Origin of the sequence: Streptomyces finlayi, assembly GCF_014216315.1 — a bacterium.
GTDB lineage: Bacteria > Actinomycetota > Actinomycetes > Streptomycetales > Streptomycetaceae > Streptomyces > Streptomyces finlayi_A.
Window position 1 is genome coordinate 4,519,098 of record NZ_CP045702.1, and the last position, 22,125, is coordinate 4,541,222.

The 22,125-nt window shown below is 69.8% G+C and carries 20 protein-coding genes, 1 tRNA gene and 4 pseudogenes; 13 read left to right on the plus strand and 12 right to left on the minus strand.

Annotation, left to right across the window (positions count from 1 at the left end; translation table 11 throughout):
- The first annotated feature begins 44 nt into the window (after nt 1-44).
- Nucleotides 45-1,160: an ADP-ribosylglycohydrolase family protein gene (locus F0344_RS20930; protein ID WP_185300264.1), complete on the plus strand. Its 1,116-nt coding sequence runs from the start codon at nt 45-47 to the stop codon at nt 1,158-1,160.
- 94 nt (nt 1,161-1,254) lie between these two features.
- On the opposite strand, the pseudogene F0344_RS20935 reads toward F0344_RS20930, so the two are convergent.
- Nucleotides 1,255-1,506: pseudogene (locus F0344_RS20935) on the minus strand (Na+:solute symporter); the annotation flags it as partial.
- Between the two features lie 143 nt (nt 1,507-1,649).
- Complete coding sequence (locus tag F0344_RS20940; protein WP_185300265.1) at nt 1,650-2,432, minus strand: SDR family oxidoreductase; 783 nt, start codon at nt 2,430-2,432, stop codon at nt 1,650-1,652.
- A gap of 79 nt (nt 2,433-2,511) precedes the next feature.
- Here F0344_RS20940 and F0344_RS20945 point away from each other — a divergent pair, with 79 nt between their 5' ends.
- Entirely contained in the window at nt 2,512-3,351 is an 840-nt protein-coding gene (locus F0344_RS20945; RefSeq protein ID WP_185300266.1) for a hypothetical protein, read from the plus strand.
- A gap of 98 nt (nt 3,352-3,449) precedes the next feature.
- On the opposite strand, the gene F0344_RS20950 is transcribed toward F0344_RS20945, so the two are convergent.
- From F0344_RS20950 to F0344_RS20960, 3 genes are all read right to left on the minus strand, one after another.
- Complete coding sequence (locus F0344_RS20950; protein ID WP_185300267.1) at nt 3,450-3,656, minus strand: DUF397 domain-containing protein; 207 nt, start codon at nt 3,654-3,656, stop codon at nt 3,450-3,452.
- Between the two features lie 223 nt (nt 3,657-3,879).
- The gene (locus F0344_RS20955) at nt 3,880-4,737 is read right to left on the minus strand and encodes a helix-turn-helix domain-containing protein (RefSeq protein ID WP_185300268.1); all 858 of its coding nucleotides are present in this window, start codon (nt 4,735-4,737) and stop codon (nt 3,880-3,882) included.
- A 208-nt stretch (nt 4,738-4,945) separates the two neighbouring features.
- Nucleotides 4,946-5,665 (minus strand): GOLPH3/VPS74 family protein, encoded by a 720-nt coding sequence (locus tag F0344_RS20960; RefSeq protein ID WP_185300269.1) that lies wholly within the window; start codon nt 5,663-5,665, stop codon nt 4,946-4,948.
- 194 nt (nt 5,666-5,859) lie between these two features.
- Here F0344_RS20960 and F0344_RS20965 point away from each other — a divergent pair, with 194 nt between their 5' ends.
- From F0344_RS20965 to F0344_RS20980, 4 genes are all read left to right on the plus strand, one after another.
- Nucleotides 5,860-8,382 (plus strand): D-alanyl-D-alanine carboxypeptidase family protein, encoded by a 2,523-nt coding sequence (locus F0344_RS20965; RefSeq protein WP_185300270.1) that lies wholly within the window; start codon nt 5,860-5,862, stop codon nt 8,380-8,382.
- 254 nt (nt 8,383-8,636) lie between these two features.
- Complete coding sequence (locus F0344_RS20970) at nt 8,637-10,403, plus strand: MFS transporter (protein ID WP_374940162.1); 1,767 nt, start codon at nt 8,637-8,639, stop codon at nt 10,401-10,403.
- A 108-nt stretch (nt 10,404-10,511) separates the two neighbouring features.
- Entirely contained in the window at nt 10,512-11,471 is a 960-nt protein-coding gene (locus tag F0344_RS20975; RefSeq protein ID WP_258050029.1) for an adhesin, read from the plus strand.
- A 193-nt stretch (nt 11,472-11,664) separates the two neighbouring features.
- Nucleotides 11,665-12,078: a hypothetical protein gene (locus tag F0344_RS20980; protein WP_185300272.1), complete on the plus strand. Its 414-nt coding sequence runs from the start codon at nt 11,665-11,667 to the stop codon at nt 12,076-12,078.
- Here F0344_RS20980 and F0344_RS20985 read toward each other — a convergent pair.
- Both F0344_RS20985 and F0344_RS20990 read right to left on the minus strand, forming a co-directional pair.
- Complete coding sequence (locus tag F0344_RS20985) at nt 12,068-12,865, minus strand: helix-turn-helix domain-containing protein (RefSeq protein WP_185300273.1); 798 nt, start codon at nt 12,863-12,865, stop codon at nt 12,068-12,070. The genes F0344_RS20980 and F0344_RS20985 overlap by 11 nt on opposite strands.
- A pseudogene (locus F0344_RS20990) lies at nt 12,862-13,038 on the minus strand (type III PLP-dependent enzyme); the annotation flags it as partial. The pseudogene F0344_RS20990 and the gene F0344_RS20985, both read right to left, overlap by 4 nt.
- Nucleotides 13,039-13,161: 123 nt before the next feature.
- On the opposite strand from F0344_RS20990, the pseudogene F0344_RS20995 reads away from it, so the two are divergent.
- Both F0344_RS20995 and F0344_RS21000 read left to right on the plus strand, forming a co-directional pair.
- Nucleotides 13,162-13,437 (plus strand): annotated as a pseudogene (locus tag F0344_RS20995) (chloride channel protein); the annotation flags it as partial.
- 286 nt (nt 13,438-13,723) lie between these two features.
- A complete protein-coding gene (locus F0344_RS21000) occupies nt 13,724-15,142 on the plus strand; it encodes a DUF2252 domain-containing protein (RefSeq protein ID WP_185300274.1) in 1,419 nt (472 codons plus the stop codon).
- Between the two features lie 155 nt (nt 15,143-15,297).
- On the opposite strand, the gene F0344_RS21005 is transcribed toward F0344_RS21000, so the two are convergent.
- The 4 genes from F0344_RS21005 to F0344_RS21020 form a co-directional block, all read right to left on the minus strand.
- Nucleotides 15,298-15,561 carry a hypothetical protein gene (locus F0344_RS21005; RefSeq protein WP_185300275.1) on the minus strand — a complete coding sequence of 88 codons (264 nt, stop codon included), beginning with the start codon at nt 15,559-15,561 and terminating at the stop codon, nt 15,298-15,300.
- Between the two features lie 356 nt (nt 15,562-15,917).
- The gene (locus F0344_RS21010) at nt 15,918-16,334 is read right to left on the minus strand and encodes an SHOCT domain-containing protein (protein ID WP_185300276.1); all 417 of its coding nucleotides are present in this window, start codon (nt 16,332-16,334) and stop codon (nt 15,918-15,920) included.
- Between the two features lie 111 nt (nt 16,335-16,445).
- A complete protein-coding gene (locus F0344_RS21015) occupies nt 16,446-16,793 on the minus strand; it encodes a carboxymuconolactone decarboxylase family protein (protein WP_185300277.1) in 348 nt (115 codons plus the stop codon).
- Nucleotides 16,794-16,862: 69 nt separating this feature from the next.
- Nucleotides 16,863-18,161 (minus strand): hypothetical protein, encoded by a 1,299-nt coding sequence (locus F0344_RS21020; RefSeq protein ID WP_185300278.1) that lies wholly within the window; start codon nt 18,159-18,161, stop codon nt 16,863-16,865.
- A 624-nt stretch (nt 18,162-18,785) separates the two neighbouring features.
- Between F0344_RS21020 and F0344_RS21025 the strand changes: the two genes are divergently transcribed.
- The 4 genes and pseudogenes from F0344_RS21025 to F0344_RS21040 form a co-directional block, all read left to right on the plus strand.
- Nucleotides 18,786-19,271, plus strand: coding sequence for a DUF1269 domain-containing protein (locus F0344_RS21025; RefSeq protein ID WP_258050030.1), 486 nt, complete (start codon nt 18,786-18,788; stop codon nt 19,269-19,271).
- A 28-nt stretch (nt 19,272-19,299) separates the two neighbouring features.
- Nucleotides 19,300-19,578, plus strand: a complete 279-nt coding sequence (locus F0344_RS21030) for an SHOCT domain-containing protein (protein ID WP_185300279.1) — start codon at nt 19,300-19,302, stop codon at nt 19,576-19,578.
- Between the two features lie 81 nt (nt 19,579-19,659).
- Nucleotides 19,660-20,070 carry a DUF7144 family membrane protein gene (locus F0344_RS21035; RefSeq protein ID WP_185300280.1) on the plus strand — a complete coding sequence of 137 codons (411 nt, stop codon included), beginning with the start codon at nt 19,660-19,662 and terminating at the stop codon, nt 20,068-20,070.
- Nucleotides 20,071-20,141: 71 nt separating this feature from the next.
- Nucleotides 20,142-20,359, plus strand: a pseudogene (locus F0344_RS21040) (ATP-binding protein); the annotation flags it as partial.
- A 199-nt stretch (nt 20,360-20,558) separates the two neighbouring features.
- On the opposite strand, the gene F0344_RS21045 reads toward F0344_RS21040, so the two are convergent.
- Nucleotides 20,559-20,631, minus strand: a tRNA-Arg gene (locus F0344_RS21045).
- Nucleotides 20,632-21,106: 475 nt separating this feature from the next.
- Between F0344_RS21045 and trxB the strand changes: the two genes are divergently transcribed.
- Nucleotides 21,107-22,090 carry a thioredoxin-disulfide reductase gene (gene trxB / locus F0344_RS21050; protein WP_185300281.1) on the plus strand — a complete coding sequence of 328 codons (984 nt, stop codon included), beginning with the start codon at nt 21,107-21,109 and terminating at the stop codon, nt 22,088-22,090.
- Nucleotides 22,091-22,125: the final 35 nt, after the last annotated feature.

Consider the following 22,125-nt stretch of genomic DNA (forward strand, 5'->3'; position numbering starts at 1 on the left):
GTGCTTGCGCAGTCGCACGCCGGCATTCGGAGGGAAGGGGCACGGTGAGCACAGGGACCACAGCTGTCTGGGGCCGTGTCGAACAGCAGGACTTCCGCAGCCGGGTCCGCGGCGCACTGCTCGGCGGCGCCATCGGGGACGCGCTCGGCGCGGGCGTCACCGGGCTCACGCTGGAGCAGATCCGCGAGGCCCACGGTGCGGAGTCGGTCACCGATTTCGTACCCGCGCACGGCAGACGCGGTGCCGTCACCGCCGTCACCCAGCTCACCCTGTTCACCGTCGACGGGCTGATCCGCGCCCAGGTCCGCCGCGACACCGGCGCCTGGCACCCGCCCACCGACGTGCACCGCGCCCATCTCCGCTGGTCCGCGACCCAGCGCGACTGGGGTCCCGACGAACGCCGCGCCGGAGACGGCTGGCTCGCCCGCGAGGAGTGGCTGTACGCCCGCCGGGCCCCCTCCCGCGCCTGCCTCACCGGCTTCGGCGACGCCGTGATGGGCACGCTGGACCAGCCGAAGAACCCCACGGCCCGGGACGCGGCCGCCCTCACCCGCTCCGCACCCTTCGGGCTCCTGGTCGGCTGGGAGCCGCAGCTCGTCCTCCAGCTGGCCGTCGAGTGCGCCGCGCAGAGCCACGGTCACGCCACCGCCCAGCTCGCCGCCGGAGCCCTGGCCGTCATGGTGCACGGACTGGCCCGCGGTGAGACGCTGGACGGCTCCGTGCAGCACGCCCTGGGCCTGCTGGCGGGCCGTCCGGGCCAGGAGCCGGTCACCGAAGCGCTCAAGAAGGCCCTCGGCTCCGTACGCCAGGGCATCCCGGGCCCGGCCCTCATCGAGGCACTCGGCGCCACGGACTCCGCCGAGGAGGTCCTCGCCGTGGCCCTGTACTGCGCCCTGGTGGGTGAGGACGTCCGACACGGTCTGCGCCTCGCCGTGAACCACGGAGGTCCCTCCACGTCCACCGGGGCCGTCTGCGGCGCCCTGCTCGGCGCCCTGCACGGCGAGACGGCCCTGCCGCCCGCCTGGCTCGCCGAGCTGGAGGGGCGGTCCACCCTTCTCCAGCTCGCCGACGACTTCGCGATGGAGATGACCCAGGGTCCCGCACTGCACAGCCCGACCGCCGTCGCCGCCGGCTGGCTGGCCCGCTACCCGCGGGCGTGAGCGCGGCATGAGAGAGGGGATGGCGGCCCCCGGCCCGTCACCCCCTCCCGGTCATCCGGCCTCCCGGTCATCCGGCCTCGCGGCCGTACGGAGGTCAGTCCTTCACACCCTCACGGACCACCGGGTCCGCGGGTCCGGCCTGCGCGGGAAGTCCCGCGCCGCCCGCCGCGTCCCCGCCGTCGCCGTCCGTGTTGATCCGCTCGATGATCGCGTCGCGCTCCGGGGTGTCCTCCGGCTTGACGAAGCCGATGACGACGTAGAGCACCAGCGAGATCGCCAGCGGCAGGGCCACCTGGTACTGGAGCGCCACATCCGTCTTCACCGAACCGTCGAGGTTGTAGTTGGTGACCTGGCAGCGGACACAGGATGGGCGGGCACTTCGTCAGGCTGCGCAGAGGCCGGAAACCCGTCCTGGATGAGCACGTACGACGAGGCCGCACGGGATGCGGGTCCCGTGCGGCCTGGCGAGGAGGAGAACTGCCCCTGCTGTCAGCGCATCAGCTCTCCGGCGTTGACCAGAAGCGACTGCCCGGTGATCGACCGCGCCCGGTCGGAGGCCAGGAACACCACGGCCTCCGCCACGTCCCCGTCGGTGGCCGGTTCGGGCAGCACCATGCGTGCCGTGAGTCCGGCCAGCACCTTCTCCTCGGACACGCCCTCGGTGTGCGCGGCGAACTTCACGTACGCCTGCACCGGCGGACCCCACATCCAGCCGGGCAGCACCGTGTTCACCCGTATCCGGTGCGGCCCCAGTTCCTGCGCCAGTGAGTACATGGCGGACGTCAGCGCCCCCTTCGAGGCCGCGTACGCCGCCTGCCGCACCTGCGTCGGGGCGGCCACCGCGGACTGCGTACCGATGATGACCACCGACCCGCCGCGCTCCTTCAGGGCGGGCAGGCAGGCCCGCGTCATCCGCAGCGTCCCGAGCAGGTTGACGTCGAGCACCGACCGCCAGGCGGCGAAGTCGGCATCCTCCAGGCCGCCGAAGTGGGTGTCCAGGGCGGCCACGTGGACCACCGCGTCGATCCCGCCGAACCGTGCGACCGCGAGTGCGGCGAGGGACCGGCACTGCTCCTCGTCGGTGACGTCGGCCGTCAGTGAGGCCGTGTGCAGGCCCGCCGGATCGATCTCGGTGGCGGTCCTGGTCAGATTCGCCGCCGTACGCGCCCCGAGAACCGCGCGGCCCCCGTCCCGCACCACGGCGGCAGCGACCTGATGCCCGAGGCCCGCGCCGACGCCCGACACGACGACGGTCTTCCCCGCGAGCAGCATGGGCGCCTCCCGGCTCTGGCAGTTCTTCTGACGGAGCGTCAGAGTAGGGCGACCTGGCGAAGCAGGGAAGGGGAACGGCATGAGCGAGGAGACACGCGGCGACCTGTACGCGGAGCTGGCGGCGGTGGGGCCGTACGGAGTCCACCCCGGGCACGCGCTGATCACCATGGTGGAGCCGCATCAGGGCCATGAGTACGCGTACAACCGCTGGTACGAGGACGATCACTTCTACGGCGGCGCGATGGCGATGCCCTGGATGTTCGCGGGCCGGCGCTGGGTCGCCACCCGGGAGCTCCAGGAACTGCGCTACCCGGAGAAGTCGGCGGTGGCCCAGCCGGTCGGGGCCGGGTGCTATCTGTCCACGTACTGGGTGACGGACGGGCGCTACGAGGAGCACATGAAGTGGACCGTGGCGATCAACAAGCGGCTCAACCGGGACGGCCGCGTCTACCAGGGCCGCACCCACGTCTTCACCGCGTTCCAGGACCACGAGGCGACCGTCTACCGCGACGGGGCCGCGGGCCCGCGCGACGTCCACGCGCTCGATCATCCGTATGAGGGGCTCGTGCTCCAGGTCGTCGATACCGAGGGACCGGAGCAGCGCGCGGAACTGCTGGAGTGGCTGCGCTCGCGGCATCTGCCGAAGCTGCTCGCCGGGTCACCGGCGGCGATGGTCACGGTCTTCCGTCCCACGCCGCTGCCGGGGGACCGGATGACCTACGTGAAGCAGGTCGAGGGCGTGGACACCCGGCTGACCCTGCTGTGGTTTCTCCAGGAGGACCCGCGTGCCTGCTGGACGAAGCACTTCATGGGGCTCGACGGGGCGGTCGCCGCATCGGGCCTGGGGCGGGTCGAACTGGTGGCGCCGTTCCTTCCGACTGTGCCGGGGACGGACCGGTACGTCGATCAGTTGCGCTGACGGGCGGGCGGATCGGGCCGAGCCCTCTCGGCCAGGACGGCGGACCAGTCGAGAGGGCTCCAGTCGTTGATGCGCCTGTGTTCTAAGGGCAGCACCGGTCAGGCGTTGACGGTGCCCGTAGCGACATCCCGCACGAAGGCATTCCACGCACCGGACACGAAGGTGAGCGAGGGACCCTCCGGGGCCTTCGAGTCACGCACGGCAATGGCCTGCGCGAGCGGGGACTTGACCTCGACGCACGCGCCGTTGCCGCCCGAGTAAGAGGACTTCGTCCAGATATCCGTAGCACCCTGAAGAATAGCCATTTTCACTCCGGTTCAGAGAGTTGTGCGAGCGGAACAAACCGTGTTCCTGTTGGCGCGATCGACGCTACTCGCCAACTTCTCTGGATGCCGGGGCCCCTCACTCGTCCGGATGGTATATGCCCTGCGAGCCTTCCGCCGAGAGGTGGCGGCGGTGTACTCTTCCGCCACCTCTCGGCGGGCATCGCCTATTTCTCACAAAGCGGGCGCCGCAGGGTGACTGGAATCAGCTGGTGTACCCCTTGGCGATCCCGCTGATGAAATCGCGGGTCTGTTCCACATTCAGCGCCTGTGCCCGCAAGTGCTCGTACATGACGCTGTATCGCTGCACATCATGGGCTTTCTCCAGGTAGAGGTCGCTCGTGACTCCCTCGATGTAGACCACGCTGGAGTCCGCGGCGTCCGGGAATTCCAGAATGGCGTACTGCCCGTTGATGCCGGGGTGCGCGCCCATGCTGAACGGCAGCACCTGGACCGTCACATGGGGCAGGCTCGACTGCTCGATGAGGTGCTCCAGCTGGTCGATCATCACCTGCTTGCCGCCGACCATCCGGTGCAGCGCGGACTCGTCGATGACGGCCCAGAGGCGCAGCGGATGCTCCAGCGCGTTGATCCGGTCCTGCCGGCGGGCCCGGACGCTGACCCGCTTCTCGATGTCGGTCGCGGCTGACTCCGGCAGCGCGCCGTTGATCAGCGCCTCGGCGTACTGCCGGGTCTGCAGCAGGCCCGGGACGACCTGGGGCTCGTACACCCGCAAGGACTCCGCATCGGTCTCCAGACCGATGTAGACGCTGTACGGGATGTCGCCGAAGGCATGCCACCAGCCCTGCTGGCGGGAGTCCTTGGCCATCTGCATGAGGGAGTCGACGACGCGGTGGTCCTCGACCTCGTACACCCCGCAGAGGTCGCGGACGTCACGCTGGCTGATGGAGCGGCGGCCGTTCTCCAGGCGGCTGATCTTCGACTGCGAGACCAGCAGGCGCTCCGCCACCTCCTCGGCCGTCATGCCCTTGATCTCGCGCAGGCGGCGCAGTTCCTGGCCCAACCGGCGTCGCCTGACGGTGGGATTGACGTTGGACGGCACGGAAAGTGCACCTCCGGCTATGTAGCTGTGCGTATCTACTGCTCAGCAGATTGCCACCTGTGACCGTGGGCGCGCTGGGAAACGGCCACACGCAGGCGCGCGGGGCAGCCGGTGGACCGGCTGCCCCGCGCATGGTGCGGCTCCCGAACCGGGTCTGTGGGGACGTCGGTGCGGCGGTATTCGGTTGTCCGCGCGGTCCTCTGCGCGGTCAGTGGACGGACGTGTGCGCCATGCTGCCGCGGCGCGCTTGCGCCCCGGGCTGCAACGGCACGCCTGCCGCCTGCTGGGTGCGGCGTGGCTGTACGGCCACCCCGTTCTGGACGTCCATCACGGCATGCGCCACGAGTCCGCCCATGGGGTCGTGTCTGATCAGGTCCCGGAGCCGTGAGCGCGATGAACGCCCCTCGTTCCCGGGGTACAGGTGCTTGCCGAGTCCGACCGCGTGGGCCAGTGCGGCGAGCGCCGCGGTCCGCGGGTCCGGCGGTACGCCGGTGCGGATCGCGCTGTCCAGCCGGTTTCTGATGTCCCGGCTGATTGCCGTGTCCGTCGCTTGGTAGCGAGTCGTCGGCAGCACTCCGCACATCTGGCCCGAGACGGCATGCACCATGCCGCACCGCTCCAGATGAGCGAGGTAGATCTGGCGCAGCCCCAGTCGGGGCCCGCCTATCCAGTGGACGGCCCGGACCGGGCTGCCGCGACGGCGCAGCAGTTCCAGTGCGGAGTCCAGAGTCGGATCTCCTGTCGGCCGTGGCATCACCACGGCGATACGATCCCCGTCAGGGGCTATCCGTCCTGCCAGAGCCAGCTCTACTAGCTGTGCCCCGGCCAGGCCGAGGTCGAGCGACTGCGGCTGCGCTGTGGTACCCGTGGTCGGGTCCAGAGCGAGCAACAGAAGCTCCTCCGGAATTGTTCTGCGGCTCCTGCCCATCCATGCCTCCCCGCGTGGATGAGTGACAGGGTGACCCCTCTCACATTGGTCTGTCGAGAGCGCCTGGGTGCTTTGTATGGGAACCAGTAGGTATGTCGTTCTCGTCTAGCAGCCAGGCCAGGGGTTCACACAGGACACTGGTAGATGGTTCGGACAGCGCGGGGTTGCTCCCGCAGCGCATGGAGGAGGCATCGGTGGCGGGCGAGTCCCCCGACAAATCGGAGCAGCGGACGTCTTCGGGGACGGCTCCGGAGGAACGTGATCCGCGACTCGCCGTGTTCCGAGAACCGGCCGCTCCGGCGGACGACGCGACGGCGGTCTTCCGTACGCAGCACCCCAGGGGTGCCGCGGACGATGCCGCGGAGCGCTCCGAGAGCCCCGATGGAGCCGAGCGCTCCGAGAGCCCCGCGGAGGATTCCGTGGGTCCGGGAGAGGCCGCCGGCGGCCCCGAGGGGGGCTCCGTGCCCTCCGGTGGGACCGGGGAGCCTTCCGGGGCCGACGAAGCCTCTGAGGCCGAGGTGACGGCTGAGGCCGCGGTGACGACTGAGGTGGACGTCGAGCCGGATGCCGACTCGGAGCCGGGTGACGCGAGACTGCGTGAGGCGGTCGCGGCGTGGGTCGCGAGCGGTGGCGAGGAGGGCGAGGCGGAGGCCGCGGATTCGGGGCCGGTTTCGGAGCCGGGATCGGTTTCGGACCTGTCTGCGGAGACCGTCGAACCGAGGGATTCGGCCACGCCCGACGCGCTGGACGACTCCGATGACTCGGACGAGTCGGATGAGTCGGATGAGCCTGCTGAAACTGCGGCTGACGACGACGGCCCTGCCGATTCTCCGGCCTCACCCGACGCCGACACGGCGGCCGATGCCGACACGGCCGCCGACGCCGTCGACGAGTCCTCCGAGCCGGCCAGGCTGCCCAGGCCCTCGGAGTCGTCCGAGTCGGTGAAGCCCGCCGACGCCGACGGACCGGCCACACCCGCCGCCCCCGTGGGGGAGCAGCGCGGAATCGATCAGCCCACGGCCGTCTTCAAGGCGGTCAAGCCCGCCCAGGTCGATCAGCCGACCACGGCGCTGAAGATCCTCCCGCCGATGCCGGACACGTCGAAGCCGGGCGCAGCGAAGCCGGACACGTCGAAGCCGGACGCAGCGATGCCGGACGCGCCGAAGCCGGACGCGCCGAAGCCGGGAACATCGAAGCCGGAATCGCCCGCCGAGCGGACCAGCAAGTTCGTGCCGCTGCGCTCCGACGTCGCGCGGCCCGCCGCCGCGCCCGGCATCGGGCCCACGGTCACCCCGAACGTCACGCCGGGCCGGAGCGACGGCCCCGGGCGCCCCGCGGCCCCCAGCTGGGCGGCCACACCGTCGGAGTTCGAGGCTCCCACTCCGGCGCTCGACGGCGCCGAGCGGACCCGGCAGCAGCCCTTGCCGCCCAAGCCGCCGCTCGACCTGCTCGCCGAGCTCACGAACACGCCTCCGCCGGAGGAGACCCCGGTCCGTACCGCGGTCCGCCGGGTCAAGATCTGGACGCCGCTGCTCCTGCTCGCGGTGATCATCTTTGCGATCGCGCAGATGGTGCGCCCGCTGCCGGCCCCCGAGCTCAGGCTGACGGCGGAGCCGACGTACACCTTCCGGGGCGACCCGCTGAACCTCTCCTGGCCCGACCAGGGACAGTCGGCCGTGATGGTGGACGGCGTCGGTTCGATGGGCTCCGCTGGGGCGCAGAAGCCCGCGCCGATCGCCAGCGTCGCGAAGGTCATGACGGCGTACGTCATCCTGCGCGAGCACCCGCTCAAGGGGGACGAGACCGGCGAGACGATCACGGTGGACCAGCGCGCGGAGGACGAGTCCAAGCTGACGGAGGAGTCGACGGCCCCCCTGAAGAAGGGCCAGAAGCTCAGCCAGCGCGACCTGCTCCAGCTGATGATGATCCCGTCCGGCAACAACGCCGCCCGGCTGTTCGCCCGCTGGGACTCCCCGACGGAGGCGGAGTTCCTCGAGAAGATGAACGACGCGGCCAAGGACCTCGGGATGACCGAGACCACGTACACGGACCCCAGCGGGCTGAAGAAGTCCACCATCTCCACCCCGGCCGACCAGTTGAAGCTGGCCCAGGCGGTCATGAAGTACGACGTCTTCCGAGAGATCGTGGACATGCCCGAGGTTGATATCGAGGGCATCGACATCAAGATCTACAACAACAACTCGCTCCTGCTGGAGCCCGGTGTGACCGGCATCAAGACGGGTTCCTCCACCCCGGCCGGCGGCTGCCTGCTCTGGTCCGCGAACACGGTCGTGGACGGCAAGACGCACCGGATCTACGGAGTCGTCATGGGGCAGCAGGCAGGCACGGGCCAGTCGTACGACAGCCTCACGCTCTCGCTGACCAACGGGCTCAAGCTCATCAAGGACTCCCAGGAGGCCGTCACCTCCGCCACCGTCGTCAAGAAGGGTGACGTCGTCGGGTACGTGGACGACGGCTTCGGCCGCAGCACGCCCGTCGTCGCCACCAAGAACCTGAAGGCCGTCGGCTGGTCCGGACTGGACGTCGAACTGTCCGTCACCGACAGCGGCAAGGCGATCTCGCACACGGCCCCGGCCGGTACGGAGGTCGGCATGGTGACCGTCGGCACCGGTGCCGGAAAGGTCAGCGCGCCCGTCGCTCTCCAGGGGAACCTGACTGGGCCCGCCTTCGGCGACAAACTGACGCGTATCGGCTGACTCGCTCGGCGAACAGGCGGGAGGGGAGGCGCCGCCATCGGCGCCTCCTTCTCCCGCTGGGGCACGTGTTAGCGTCCCCAGGCAACTCAGGGCCCCGCAACGGCGTCTTCACGGGACGTACGGGGCCGGCGGAGGACGGGGAGAGAGCTGTAGTGACCACCGCTGAGCCGAGACCCGGCCGTGCGAGGGACCACGGAACCGGAGCCACCGGTGCCGAGGCGGGTGGTACGGGCAACGGGACGACGCGAATAGCGCTGTCTGCCGCGCGTGTCCCCGGGCCGGTGGCCGCGCCGCCGCTCCCGAGCCGCCGGCAGCGCCTGCTCCGTCACCCCGTGACCCTGGCGACGGCCGCCGCCGCGGTCACACACGTCCTCTGGTTCTTCTTCTTCGCGAACAGTGGCGGCGACATCGCCGCGCAGGACGCCTGGGCCGAGTTCGTGGGCCGTCATCCGGGGACCGCGTACAACCTCGCCTGGTACGGGGGGATGCACCCGGTCTCCTACAGCGTGGTGTCGCCCTATCTGATGTCCGTCCTCGGCGTCCGTACGACGATGATGATCGTCGGCACGGTGTCGGCGGCGCTCACCGCACTGATCCTCGTGCGGGTACCGGCGGTCCGTAACCCTCTCGCCTGCTCCCTCGCCGGAGCCTTCGCGTATCTGTGCAACGCCCTCTCGGGGCGGGTGACGTTCGGTCTCGGCATGATGTTCGCGCTGGGAGCGGTCGCCGCCGTCTTCTGCTGGCCGCACCGCTGGCGGTACAAGCGCTGGGCGAAGGCGGCCGTCGCCGCCCCCCTCGCCGGACTCGCGACCGCGGGCAGCCCGGTCGCCGGGCTGTTCCTCGGAGTGGTCGCCGCCGCCCTGTTCCTGAACAAGCGGCGCCCAGGCGCCTACGCACTCGGTCTCGCGCCGGTCGCCGTGGTGGCGCTGTCCTCATGGCTGTTCCCCTTCTCCGGTACGCAGCCGATGTCGCTCGGCACACTCTCGCTGCCGTTCCTCTTCTCGGTCCTCGTCTTCGTGCTCGTGCCGAAGGACTGGGCCTCGGTCCGCACCGCCGCCGCCGTGTACGGCGTGGGCACCCTGCTGACGTACGTGGTCGATTCGCAGATCGGCTCGAACGTGTCGCGCATGGCGATGCTGTTCGCCGGCGTCGTGCTGCTCGCCGCGCTGCCGTACACGGCGCCGCGCAGCCGCCGCTGGTACGCCCTGGTCCTGGCCTTCGCCGGGCTGAACTTCTGGATCGGCTACAAGGGCGTCGACGACATCGTCCGCACCGCTCCGGCCGCCTCCTGGACCCGGGAGCTCGCCCCGCTGGTCAACCAGCTCCAGCGGGTGGAGGCCGAGCGGGGCCGGGTGGAAGTGGTCCCGGCGAGCAGCCACCGGGAGGCGTCCGCGTTCCCGTCGTACGTCAATCTGGCCCGCGGCTGGAACCGGCAGGCCGATATGAAGCGCAACCCGATCTTCTACGACGACACGCTGAACACCGAGAACTACCGGCAGTGGCTGGACCGCTGGGCCGTGCACTACGTCGTGCTGCCCGAGGGGGCGCCGGACGCCAGCGGAGCGGTGCAGGAAGCGGCGCTGGTCAAGACGGGCCTGCCGTATCTGACGGAGATCTGGGGCGACGCCAACTGGCGGCTCTACCGCGTCCTCGATCCGGTGCCGATGGCCGATCCGCCCGCGACCGTCGAGCGCGCCGGGGCCGACAAGCTGACCATCCGTGTGGAGGAGGCGGGCCGGGTACTGATCCGGATTCCGTACTCGCGCTGGCTGGCCGTCGTCGACGACGACGGCAACAGCGTGGAACGCCCGCAGGAGACCGAGGAGTCCAAGCGCCGTTCCGCGCAGGACGGGGACGCCGAGAAGTCCTACGAGAACCTGCACGGCTGTCTGATCAAGCTGGAGGAGGACCCGGACGGCGACGAGTGGGTCGAACTGCTCGCGCCCCGGCCGGGCGTGTACCGGCTCGCCGCTCCCTACCAGTTCCCGCCGGGCACCCAGTGCCCCGAGGAACTGGGCTGAGCTTCGTCCGCCTCCCGGGGGTGACCCCGTCCGTGCGATGCGGATCGGACACGTACATCGTGCGCGATGTCTCCCTCCGGGCGGGCGCCCCTGGCAAGGTGTGCTGCCATGAGGTGCCAACACTGCGGCGGTGACCGGCGGGGCACGTTGCCGGGGATGGTCTGTTCCGGCTGTGGCTCCGTGGCCCGTGCCGCGGCCGGGGACGGTTCGTGGATCGCGCGCGAGACGCTGACCGGCCGGATGTCCACCCTGCCGGGGCGGCGCAAGGCGCTGCTGGCGGCGGGGGCCGTGGTGGCGGCCGGCGGTCTGTTCACCGCCGTCTCGTTCCTCGCGTCGGCGGACCGGGGAGAACTCGGTGGAGGCCGGCCGGACGCGGCGGGCCGTGCCGACGCGCTGCCGGATCCGGTCGGCGGAGCGCCGAGCCTGATCGGGCGGGGCACCGAGAGCCCGGAGACACCGCCCGATGCGTCGACGCCGCCGCCGGACGGGCCCCGTTACCGCTACACGGCGTGGGCGGGACCCGGCTGTCCACAGGGCTCGGGGGACTCGGCGGCTCCGGGGGGCTCGGGGGGCTCAGGGGACTCGGCGGGCTCGACCGGTGAGTACCGCGAACGCGGGCGCTTCGAGAACGGGCAGGCGGGCTGGTACACCGTCGGCTCCGGTGGTTTCACCGGTGGTTCGTGCGACGGGCGGTTCAGTGCCGTCCCGATGTCCGGCAGTCCCACCGAGGACCGGGGCGGCACCGCCATCTGGTCCTGGCACCTCGGCAAGGGCTTCCGGGAGTGCGCGCTCACCGTCTTCGTGCCGAGCAGCGGCCGGGACCGCGATGTGGCGGGCGACCCGACCTTCTACCGGGTGCTCTCCGACCCCGACGACACGGACTCCGCCTATACGGGCTTCGCCGTCCGTCAACCGGAGCACCGCGGCTCCCCGGTCGATGTGAGGAGCTTCCCGGTCAAGGGCGCCGTCTTCGCCGTGCAACTGATCGACCGGGGCCGCGACTGGGGCGACGAGGAACTGGCCGGCGCGCATCACGCGGCCGCCCAGCTGAAGGTCTCCTGCCGCTGAGCGCGTCCTGCCGGGCCGGGTTTCCCGCTCCGGTGCCGGCGGTGACGCCCCCTGACGTGCGCATTACCTCCCGGGTAATCGACCCGTTCCGCGGTGAGCGGCATGGTGGTCGCACCGGGTTCCGAGGCGGCTTACCCCGTCTCGGGGCCCGGCCACCGACCAGCGTGCACATCCCCGACGGAGGCTGATTCCCATGTCCGCGACCACCCTCTCCGGCCTGGCCCGCACCGCCGAGCCGCTCACCATGCTCCGCCGGTTCCTCGTCCTCGACGCCGTGGTCACCGGAGTCAACGGACTCGCCTATGTGGCCGCGTCCGGACCGCTGGGCCGCCTGCTGGGCGTCGATCCGACGCTGCTCCTCTGGCTCGGCGTCTTCCTCCTGGCGTTCGCGGCCGACGTCGGCTGGCTCGCCTCCCGGCGCGAGCCCTCCGCCTTCCTGACCCGTCTCGTGATCGACGTGAACGCCGTCTGGGTGGTGGCGAGCATCGCCGCACTCGCCCTCTGGCTGACGCCCACCACCGTCGGCGCCGTGTGGGGGCTCATGCAGGCCGCCACCGTGGGTGGGTTCGCGGCACTGCAGTTCGGTGCCCTGCGGCTCAGGCGCTGAGCGAGCGGAGGTACGCGGCGGTCTCCCGGTCAGCGGGCAGGAAGGTCTCGATGGCCAGCTCGGCCACCGTCACATCCATGGGTGTGTTGAACGTCGAGATCGACGAGATGAACGACAGCACCCGGCCGTCGTGCTCGATCCGCAGCGGCAGCGCGAAGTACGGGACCGGCTCGGCCGGCTCCACGCCCGCGTCCCGCACCGGATACGCCGACACCTCCTCGTACAGCTCGCGCAGCGCGTCGGAGCGGACCAGGGCGATCTGCCGTTCCATCTGGGCGAGGAGGTGACCACGCCACTCCCGCAGATTGCGGATCCTCGGCGCCAGGCCCTCCGGGTGGAGGGTCAGGCGCATCGCGTTGAGCGGGGGAGCGAGCAGCCGTTCCGGTACGCCCTCCAGGAGCATCGTCATGCCGTTGTTCGCGGCGACCACGTCGTAGGTCGCGTCGACCACGAGCGCCGGGTACGGCTCGTACCCGGTGAGCAGCTGCAGGAGTCCGGTGCGCAATGTGTCCAGTGCCGGGTCGTCGAGCGGGGTCTCCGGATAGGTGGGGGCGTAACCCGCCGCCAGCAGGAGGGAGTTGCGCTCCCGCACCGGGATGTCCAGGTGCTCGGCCAGTCGCAGGACCATGTCCTGGCTGGGGCGCGAGCGGCCCGTCTCGACGAAACTGATGTGCCGGGCCGAGGAGTCCGCGCGCAGCGCGAGTTCCAGTTGGCTGAGGCGGCGGCGCTCACGCCAGCCGCGCAGCAGGGGCCCTACTCCCGTACCCACCGCGACGGTTGTGGTCATGCGGTCACCGTATCCGCGTATCCGGCCGTTTCCTGCTCCAGGAAGTGAAAGCCGGGCCGCGGGTGCATCAGGAAGTCGTGGTGCGAGATGTTCCAGGCGTACGCGCCCGCCAGGGCGAAGGCCACCCGGTCACCTGCTCGGAGCCCTGGGGCGGGAACGGAGCGGGACAGCACAGCGCCGGTTTCGTAGGGCTGCGCGGCCGACTGCTCCTCTCGGCGGCGTATGTGGTCCATTCCGCGAACGAAGCAGATTCGTTCTCGGAGACGTTGGGGCGCACTGACGCCTTGTACTTCACCGTCGTGGCGGCGGGTGGCACCCTGTTCTCCCACCTGCCAGGGCTGAGCCCGGTCGCGGGGTTCGTGATGGGTACCGGAGCGATGAGCGCCGCGATGCTGAGGCTTCCGCTGGTCTCCGTACCGCTCGCCACACTGCTGATCGGGACACAGGGGCTCACCGTCATGCCGCTGGTGATCGTCGCAGACGTGGTCTCGTAAGTCACGACGGCGAAGCTCACACCTCCGCCCGCCCCGGAGCCGGGGCAGGAACCGAAGTCGGGCCGGAAACAGCTGTGAGCTCGCCGGGCGTGCGGCGGCCAGGTTTGGTCCAAGTCGTCCGGAGCACCGTCCGGAGTTAGCTTTGTAGGTGGATGCGCCTATCTCGTTCGGCCGGGCCGCAACACCGTCGGTTGTGGCAGTGCCCCGGCCGGTTCCGCCGCCGACGTCAACGGCAGGACCCGCGAACCGGCGACCCCGCTGCCGTCGGTGCGAGCTTCGTCCCGAGCACCGAAACAGTCGATCCGTTCCTGACGGCCATGGCCAACACCCTGCGCGTAGGCCACCACATCGTGGAGCGTCCACAATGAACGACAACCATCTTTCCGGCGACGAGACACGGCACCTCACCCCGCGGGAGCGGGTCGCCCGCGGCAAGGCAGCACGCGCCGACGTACCCCGTTCCAGCCACGCCGAGTTCAGGCTCCCACCGAAGCGCACGGACCCGGTGAAGATCATCGAGAAGCAGTCCGCGACGCGAGTGCCGGAACTCGTGCCGATCCGCTACGGCAGGATGAGCGAGGCGCCGTTCCGCTTCTACCGCGGGGCCGCCGCCATCATGGCGGCCGACCTCGCGGAGACGCCGCGCAGCGGGTTCAGGGTGCAGTGCTGCGGCGACGCGCACATGCTGAACTTCCGGTTGCTCGCCTCTCCGGAGCGCCGCCTGATGTTCGACATCAACGACTTCGACGAGACGCTGCCCGGACCGTGGGAATGGGACGTCAAGCGGCTGTCGGCCAGCCTGGTCATCGCGGGCCGGGCGAACGGCTTCGGTTCCAAGGAGCGGGCGTCGGTGGTGCGGGCGGCCGTGCGGTCCTACCGCGAGCGCATGCGGAGCTACGCCGGACTGGGCAATCTCGACGTCTGGTACACCCGCTTCGACGCGGACGAGTTGCAGGAGCAGTTCGCCCCGGTACTGAGCGCCGGGCAGCGGGATCGCTGGGAACGCACCCGGGAGCGGGCCCGTGCGCGCGGCACGCTGCAGGTCTTCGACAAGCTCACACACGTCATCGACGGAAGGCGCCAGATCGCTCCCGATCCGCCCCTGCTGGTACGGCTCCAGGATCTGCTGCCGGACACCGAACGCGGCAGGCTGGAACAGAAGATCAGTCGGATGATCGAGCGCTACGGGCAGACCCTGCAGACGGACCGCCGGTTCCTGCTGGAGAGCTTCCGCCTTGCCGACATCGCCCGCAAGGTCGTCGGCGTGGGCAGTGTGGGAACCCGCTGCTGGATCATCCTCTTGCTCGGCAAGGACGACGAGGACCCCCTGTTCCTCCAGGCCAAGGAGGCCGACGAGTCGGTTCTGGCGCCTTACGCCGGAGACAGCGCGTTCAGCACGCAGGGCGAGCGCGTCGTCGCCGGCCAACGGCTCATGCAGGCCACCAGTGACATCTTCCTGGGCTGGGACCGCGTCCAGGGCCTCGACGGCAAGCGGCGGGACTTCTACGTACGCCAGCTGCGCGACTGGAAAGGTATCGCTGAGACCGAGAGCATGTCGCCGAAGAGAATGGGCCTGTTCGGCCGACTGTGCGGAGCCACGCTCGCCCGCGCCCACGCCAGGTCCGGGGACCGGATCGGGATCGCCGCGTACCTGGGGGGCGGCGATGTCTTCGACCGTGCGCTGGCGACGTTCGCCGAGCTGTACGCGGACCAGAACGAGAAGGACCACCAGGCCCTTGTCGATGCCGTCCAGGCCGGACGGGTCACGGCCGAAGCGGCCTGACGGCTGCGACCGGCACGGGTTGCGCGCCTTTACCGGCGGGCCATGTGCATACGGATCTCGCTCTCTCGGGGTTGTTCGAAGATGACGTCTGCGGGTGCGTGGAGATCTCGTGTGCGTGTGCGTCGGGCGGGAGCACGTTCGAGGAAATCAAGGCCCTACCGCGTCGTGGAGGAGTGCCCCGCCTCTCCGCCCTCGGGCAGATGCGGTCTTCGTTCGGCGGCCTTTATGTGCCAGGCGCCATACCGCTTCGCGAGGACGACGGCTGACATTCCGTGCAGGAGGATGCTGAGGGCGACGGTGACCGTGATCACCCGGCCGAGGAGCTGAAGGCCCGGCAGCGGGAGGCGCGGTGGCGCACCCCGCCATCCACCCGTGCGCCGACCGGGGGAACCGAAGGCGAGGTGGCGCTCACGTGGCATGCGGTCCCGCCCGGCGCGCAGCACCCTCTGCCTGAACTCTCAGCGATCATGAAACTCCGATCCCGGCATCGGTACGCCCATCAGGAAGGGAACGTGCGGGCCCGTTCATGATCAGACATCGGCACTTCCGCACCCGGCACCGACGCGGCCCGCTCGACCTTCAACCTCGGGGCTGACCGGGATCAGCACAATGGGCAGGTGTTGATCGCTCCTGGGGGAAGGCGGCCGGACACAGGACTCGGGCGGCAGGTCGCCCCGCATGTGCGGACGGGGTAACCGGCCGGGAAACCGCGCGGCGGCTCCGCAACGGTGCGGGCCTTGAGCCGCCCGCCCCGTTGCGGAGCACGCGCACGGGGTCAGTGAAGGATCTTCTCCTTGGCCCGGCGGAACTCCTCGTCGGAGATGTCGCCGCGGGCCCGGATCTCCGAGAGCTTGGCGAGTTGTTCCGCCGCGCTGGCTGGACCGGTGGTGCCGAGGGTCTCGCGGATGTAGCGGTTCGTCTCGTCCAACTGGGCCTTGGCGTGCTCCTGTTCACGCCTGCCCATGTCCTTGCCGCGGACGATGACATAGACGAAGACGCCCAGGAAGGGGAGGACGATCGTGAAGACCAGCCATCCCGTCTTGGCCCATCCGCTCATGGAGTCGTCGCGGAAGATGTCGACGATGATGCGGAAGAGCAGGAAGATCCACATGACCCACAGGAAGATCCACATGACCGTCCAGAAGGCTCCGAGGACCGGATAGTCGTAGGCCAGGTTCACATAGCCGTCCATTGCTTCTCCTGTTTGGATTCGCCTGTGTCGAGGGCCCGTCGCGTGTGAGAGGGAGTGCGGCAGACCCCTTGTCGGCCCGGCCGGGGCTCGCCGCCACGGCCGGGCCGGTCGTCACTGCTCCTCTTCTGTGGGGAGTTCCAGCCCGAAGGCGTCGCCGATGGCGCGGGCGGCGGAGACGACCCGGGCGCTGCCGACCACGGGGGCGATCGCGACAAGCGTTCCCTGGATCTTCTCCAGCGGCACGCCGGCTTCCGCGGCGGTACCGACGTTGAGCAGGTACGAGGGTGCAGAGGCGTCCATGGCCACCAGAGCCGCGATGCGTGCCAGCAGGTACGTCTCCTGATCCAGCCCCGACCGCTCGAACGTGTCGAGCGTCATCTGGACGAGTTCCTCGAACACGGGCGCGTTCGCTTCGGCGAGGGCGGCGACGCCGCCCGCTCCTGTGTGTTCTGCAGCCATCTCAGGCTCCATTCTCTTCGGTTGGGGTGACGTGCGCTTTCGGAGAGCCCCGGCGCGCGCCGGACCGCGTTACCCGGGGCGGGCGACCTGCCGGTCGCCTGCGGCCGGGCGTTCGGATGTGCCGGAGGCCGCGGCGAGGGTGCCGAGGAGAGCCAGCACGAGGACGACGATGCCGAGGACCAGTGCCACGGCCCCGGGGGTGGGGTGGTTCCACAGCACCAGGGCGAGCGCGCCGCCGGCGATGACGATGCCGGTGATCCACTTGGTGTGTGTGCCCAGCCAGCGGCCGGTGGCACCAGTGCGCAGGCCGCGCCGTGCAACGGCCCGCCCGGTGGCCCCGGTTCCACCCGCCGCCGTCCGTCTGACCCACCGGGCACCGCGTCCGGGCCCGTAGAGATAGGCGGAGAACGCGGTGATCACCGCGAGGACCAGGACTGTGACCGTGCTGTTCTTCAGGAAGCGGATGAAGGTGTCATAGATGTCGGCGGCCGTGCGCTGTGGCAGGGCGGTCGTGGAGACGGAGTCCAGGTACACCTGGCGCATCACGGCGAGGGCGACGAGCAGCACGATCATCATGACCGCGACGCCGATGGCCGCGGCCATCAGCGCGGCGCGGTGCGCCGGTGCGCTCCAGACGGCGAGCGCCGCCAGGGCCAGGACCAGGACCGGCAGCCAGGTGCCGATCGCGTTCAGGAGGCGCATGGCGCCCTGGGCCTCATTGAGTTTGTCGGTCTCGAACAAGGTGATTGTCTTGTCGACGTCGGGGATCTTCGCAGCCTGGTCGAAACCCGCGTCCACAAGCTTCTGCTGGACGTTGTCGATGACGGCGCCGAGGTTCAGGTCGATGCTGTCGTCGCCTGTCCGGATGGCGCTGCTGCCCTCGCCGGTGAGGACCTTGACCACGGCGGCATGGGCCTGCCGGTTGGCGTCGCTCCACACGTCGGCGAACCGGTCGCTGGTCACCACCCTGTGCACGATGTCGTGGACGGTCGAGTTGAGCACGCTCGTCAGCGGGCCGGTCAGCGCCTCGGCGCCTTGGACCACGCGAGGGGGTGCCCCTTCTCGCTCCAACGTCTGTGCGACGGCCGTGGTGAAGGCGGCGACGTCTACGTTGTCGACCACGCGCTTGGTGAGCCGGTCGGTCACGGTGTTCTGCACGGAGGGCTCGGTGGCGATGGGAGCGACGGTCTGGACGTACCGGTCGGTGTCGGATACCTCGGAGTCAACCCAGGCCCCGACCACGGCAAGCGGTGCCAAGAGGAAGGCAAGCAGCAGCAGTACGGAGGCTGACGTACAGCGCAGACGCCGGTGGTGAACGGAGGCCGCCTTGCGCAGCCGTTCGTAATCGTCCCGTTCCGTGGCGCTCAACGAAGTCGCGGGGACCGGACGGTCACGACCTTCCGAAGCTGACGACGAACCACCGGACGGACCACCGGACGGACCACCAGACGGACCACCAGAGGAATCCATGCGAGCTTTCCTTCGGCTCGGCGAGTGACGACGCACGGGACGAACGCCAGACTGCGAGGCCTCCTGCGGTGACGGTTGATGCGGGCACGGTTGCCAGCCGCTCCAGCATTGACCACGGGCCCGTCAGTAATGCGTTCTTAATGCCTTTTCCCTTCTGGTCAACCATAACCACGGCGTGGAAATGGCGCACTGTCGATTGGTGGCTCGGCCTTTCTGTTACCCGCCCCGTCTCATAGGGAGGTGTCGCGGTGACGATTCGAGCCGGACGCCGCGCCCCATGGCCGCTGCGAGCAGTTCTTCGAGCGCCGGCTCCAGCGCCACTCTCCGCAGCACCGAACTGTTCCCGGAGCCGCCCAGGCATGAGACGGCATGAGGGAACCGCTGGGCCCGACCAACATGCGCCTCACCCAGTCGGGTGGTCCACTGAGTGAGGGGACGGTCCTCGCCCCCATTCTCGTGGTCACAGCAGCCGAGCTCTCGGCTGAGGCAGGGTGTGAGTTCTCCGCATCAGGAGGAGTTGCCGTGAGAGACGAAACCAATGACATCAACGGCATCGACGAAATCGACGACGTGGGCCCTATCGATTACCTGGTGGTCGAATACCCGGGCAAGAGCCCCACAGGCGAAGCCCTTCCGTACCTCGTCGACCTGGTCGACCAGGGCCTGATCCGCATTCTCGACCTCGTCTTCGTCCGAAAGGACCCCGACGGCTCCGTCGCGGCGATCGACATGGCGGATCTCAGCCAGGACAGAAGCACGAGCCTCGCGGTGTTCGAGGGAGCCAACTCCGGGCTGCTGGGTCAGGACGACATCAAAGAGGCGGGAAAGGCGATCGACCCCGGCAGCACGGCAGCCATCGCGATGTACGAGAACCGCTGGGCCGCACCACTGGCCCGCGCTCTGAGACGCAGCGGTGCCCGACTGGTGGCCGTCGGAAGGATCCCCGTACAGGACGTCATCGCGGCACTCGACTCGGCGGAGGCCGCGGCGGCCGCCACTCGGCCGTGAACAGCATGCAGATCACAGGAGGCTCGACATGCCAGGTCTCATTCGCGGCGTGGCCCGCACAGCTGCCGTAGCCGGTACGGCGACCGCCGTGTCGAACCGGGTGTCCCGGCGACAGGCGGGCCGGTGGGCTCAGCAGGACGCCCAGCAGGCCGCACCCGCACCGGCACCGTCCGCGCAGCCTCCGCCCGCATCAGGATCGACCGAAGGCAAGATCGCCCTGCTCAAGGAGTTGGGCGAACTGAAAGCACAGGGAGTGCTGACGGAAGAGGAGTTCGAGGAACAGAAGCGTCAGGTCCTCGGGGGGTGACAGCCCGTCAGGCTGGCTTGTGTCTGAGAGTGATCCGCGAGTGGCTCGCAGAGGGGCCCGCGCAAGGGAACAGGAGACGTCATGGCTAAGGGAACACCTCAACGGCGACAGCGGTCCGCGGCATGGGCCGGCGGCCTGGTGGCATTCGGTGCGGTCATGCTGATCATTGGAGGCACTCTCGACGTGCTTCGCGGCATCATGGCCATCGCCAACGACGACGTCATCGTCAACACGCCGAACTACGTGTTCAAGTTCGACACGACCGGCTGGGGCTGGATACACCTGCTGCTCGGTGCCCTGGCCGTACTGGTGGGCGTCAGCCTCTTCAACGGCCGGACCTGGGCCCGCCTTGTCGGCGTTCTGGTGGCGGGACTGCTCCTCATCACCAGCTTCCTGACCATTCCGTACTACCCGGTCTGGTCGGTTGTGTTGATCGCGGTCTACGGCTTCATCATCTGGGCCCTTTGTGTCGTCCAGCCTCAGGACGCATGACGGGACCAGGCCAGGAGCTCTTCCGCTGGGCGGAAGGGCTCCTGGCCTTGTGTTTCTCGTGGGAGCGGACCCGCGCGCCGATCGCCAAGGAGCTGTTGTTCGTCGGCTCGGTGAAGTGGCTGGAGAACTCCCCTTCGACCGGCGCGATCTCGCGGCGCTGCACCGACACCGCGCCGCGCTCACGCCTGCTCCTGTGCCTGTGATCGCTGTCTCGCGCAGCGGGACCGACTGCGCGGTGCTCGACGCTGCGTACGGCCCGGCGGTGCTCCTCGCTGCGTGGCCCTCCTGAGTACGCCGCCTCCTGAGTACGCCGGGCGACGTGTTGGGCCGGAGGCGTACGGCCGGCACGGACCGCCGGCCGTACCCAGGCCGTGCCGACACCCTCGACGAGGACGCCCTGCCGCTCACGCAAACGGCCCCGGACGAGAAGTCCGAGGCCGAAACACCTTCCTGGGGGTGTAACCCCAGGTCAGCGGCTTATTGCGCTGTGCCCCCGGCAGGATTCGAACCTGCGACACCCGCTTTAGGAGAGCGGTGCTCTATCCCCTGAGCTACGAAGGCGGGGGCTTGCGTGGTGCCGTGCTGAGGACCCTGGGGTGGGATCGTCGGCCGGTGTGGCAAGCCTCCTGGTCAGCTGACGTGCAGACGCCGCTGGGATGCGCCCTTGCGGACCCCTCCCGAGCAGCGGGCTGGTAGTCCGCTGACCGCAGACAGCGTAGCGGATCAGGCTGTGCGGATGCGCCCCCCCCCGTATGCGTTGCCTCCGGGTCGGCGTGTGTGCACGTGTGGCGCTGACCTGCCGCGGCAGCGTCCAGGGAGCAGGGTCGGAAGCGTGCGGACCGGAAGGGAGCAGGGCCGGAAGGGGGCGGGCCGGAGGCGTCCAGAGGCGGAAGAGGGCGGGGGCGAATCCCGGGTCGGTTCAGCCTCGACTGACATCATTGCGTGCTGATACTGTCGCATCACTCGGGGCTGATGTCAGCCTGGGTGGGTCACTGGACCGACACGAGCGCCAAGAAGCAGGAGAGCTGACCGCATCATGACGCATGACGACGTACGCGAGGTCATCATCATCGGCTCCGGCCCCGCCGGTTACACCGCCGCGCTGTACACCGCCCGGGCGCAGCTGAAGCCGCTGCTCTTCGGCAGTTCCGTCTTCGTCGGCGGGTCGCTCACCACGACGACCGAGGTCGAGAACTTCCCGGGCTTCCCCCGCGGCATCGATGGCCCGGACCTGATGGACAGCATGCGGGCCCAGGCGGAGAAGTTCGGCGCCGAGATGGTCGACGACGACATCGTCTCCGTCGACCTCAGCGATGACGTCAAGCTGCTGACGGACTCCGAGGGCACGGTCCACCGCGCGAAGGCCGTGATCATCGCGACGGGCTCCGGCTACCGCAAGCTCGGTCTGCCCAACGAGGACGCGCTCTCCGGCCGCGGGGTGTCCTGGTGCGCCACCTGCGACGGGTTCTTCTTCCGCGACCGGGACGTCGTCGTGGTCGGTGGCGGCGACACCGCCATGGAAGAGGCCACGTTCCTGACGCGCTTCGCCCGCTCGGTCACCGTCGTCCACCGCCGCTCCGCCCTGCGCGCCTCCAGGGCCATGCAGGACCGGGCCTTCGCCGACGACAGGATCGACTTCGCGTTCGACAGCGAGGTCGCCGAGATCCAGGAGGACGGCGGCATGGTCTCCGGCGTCGTCCTGCGCGACGTCGTGACCGGTGGGACCCGCGGTCTTGACGTGACGGGCCTGTTCGTCGCCATCGGCCACGACCCCCGTACGGAACTCTTCGCCGGCCAGCTCGAACTGGACGCGGAGGGCTACCTCAGGACCCAGGCCCCCGCGACCCGGACGAGCATCCCCGGTGTCTTCGGCGCGGGGGACGTGGTGGACCACACCTACCGCCAGGCCGTCACCGCGGCCGGTTCCGGATGCGCCGCCGCCCTGGACGCCGAGCGGTACCTGGCCGCCCTCGGTGACGCCGTGCCGGCAGGCGAACCGGAGCGCGTGGCGGCGGGCTGAACGTCCGGCAGGCCAGGGCCTCTCGACGGCCGGGC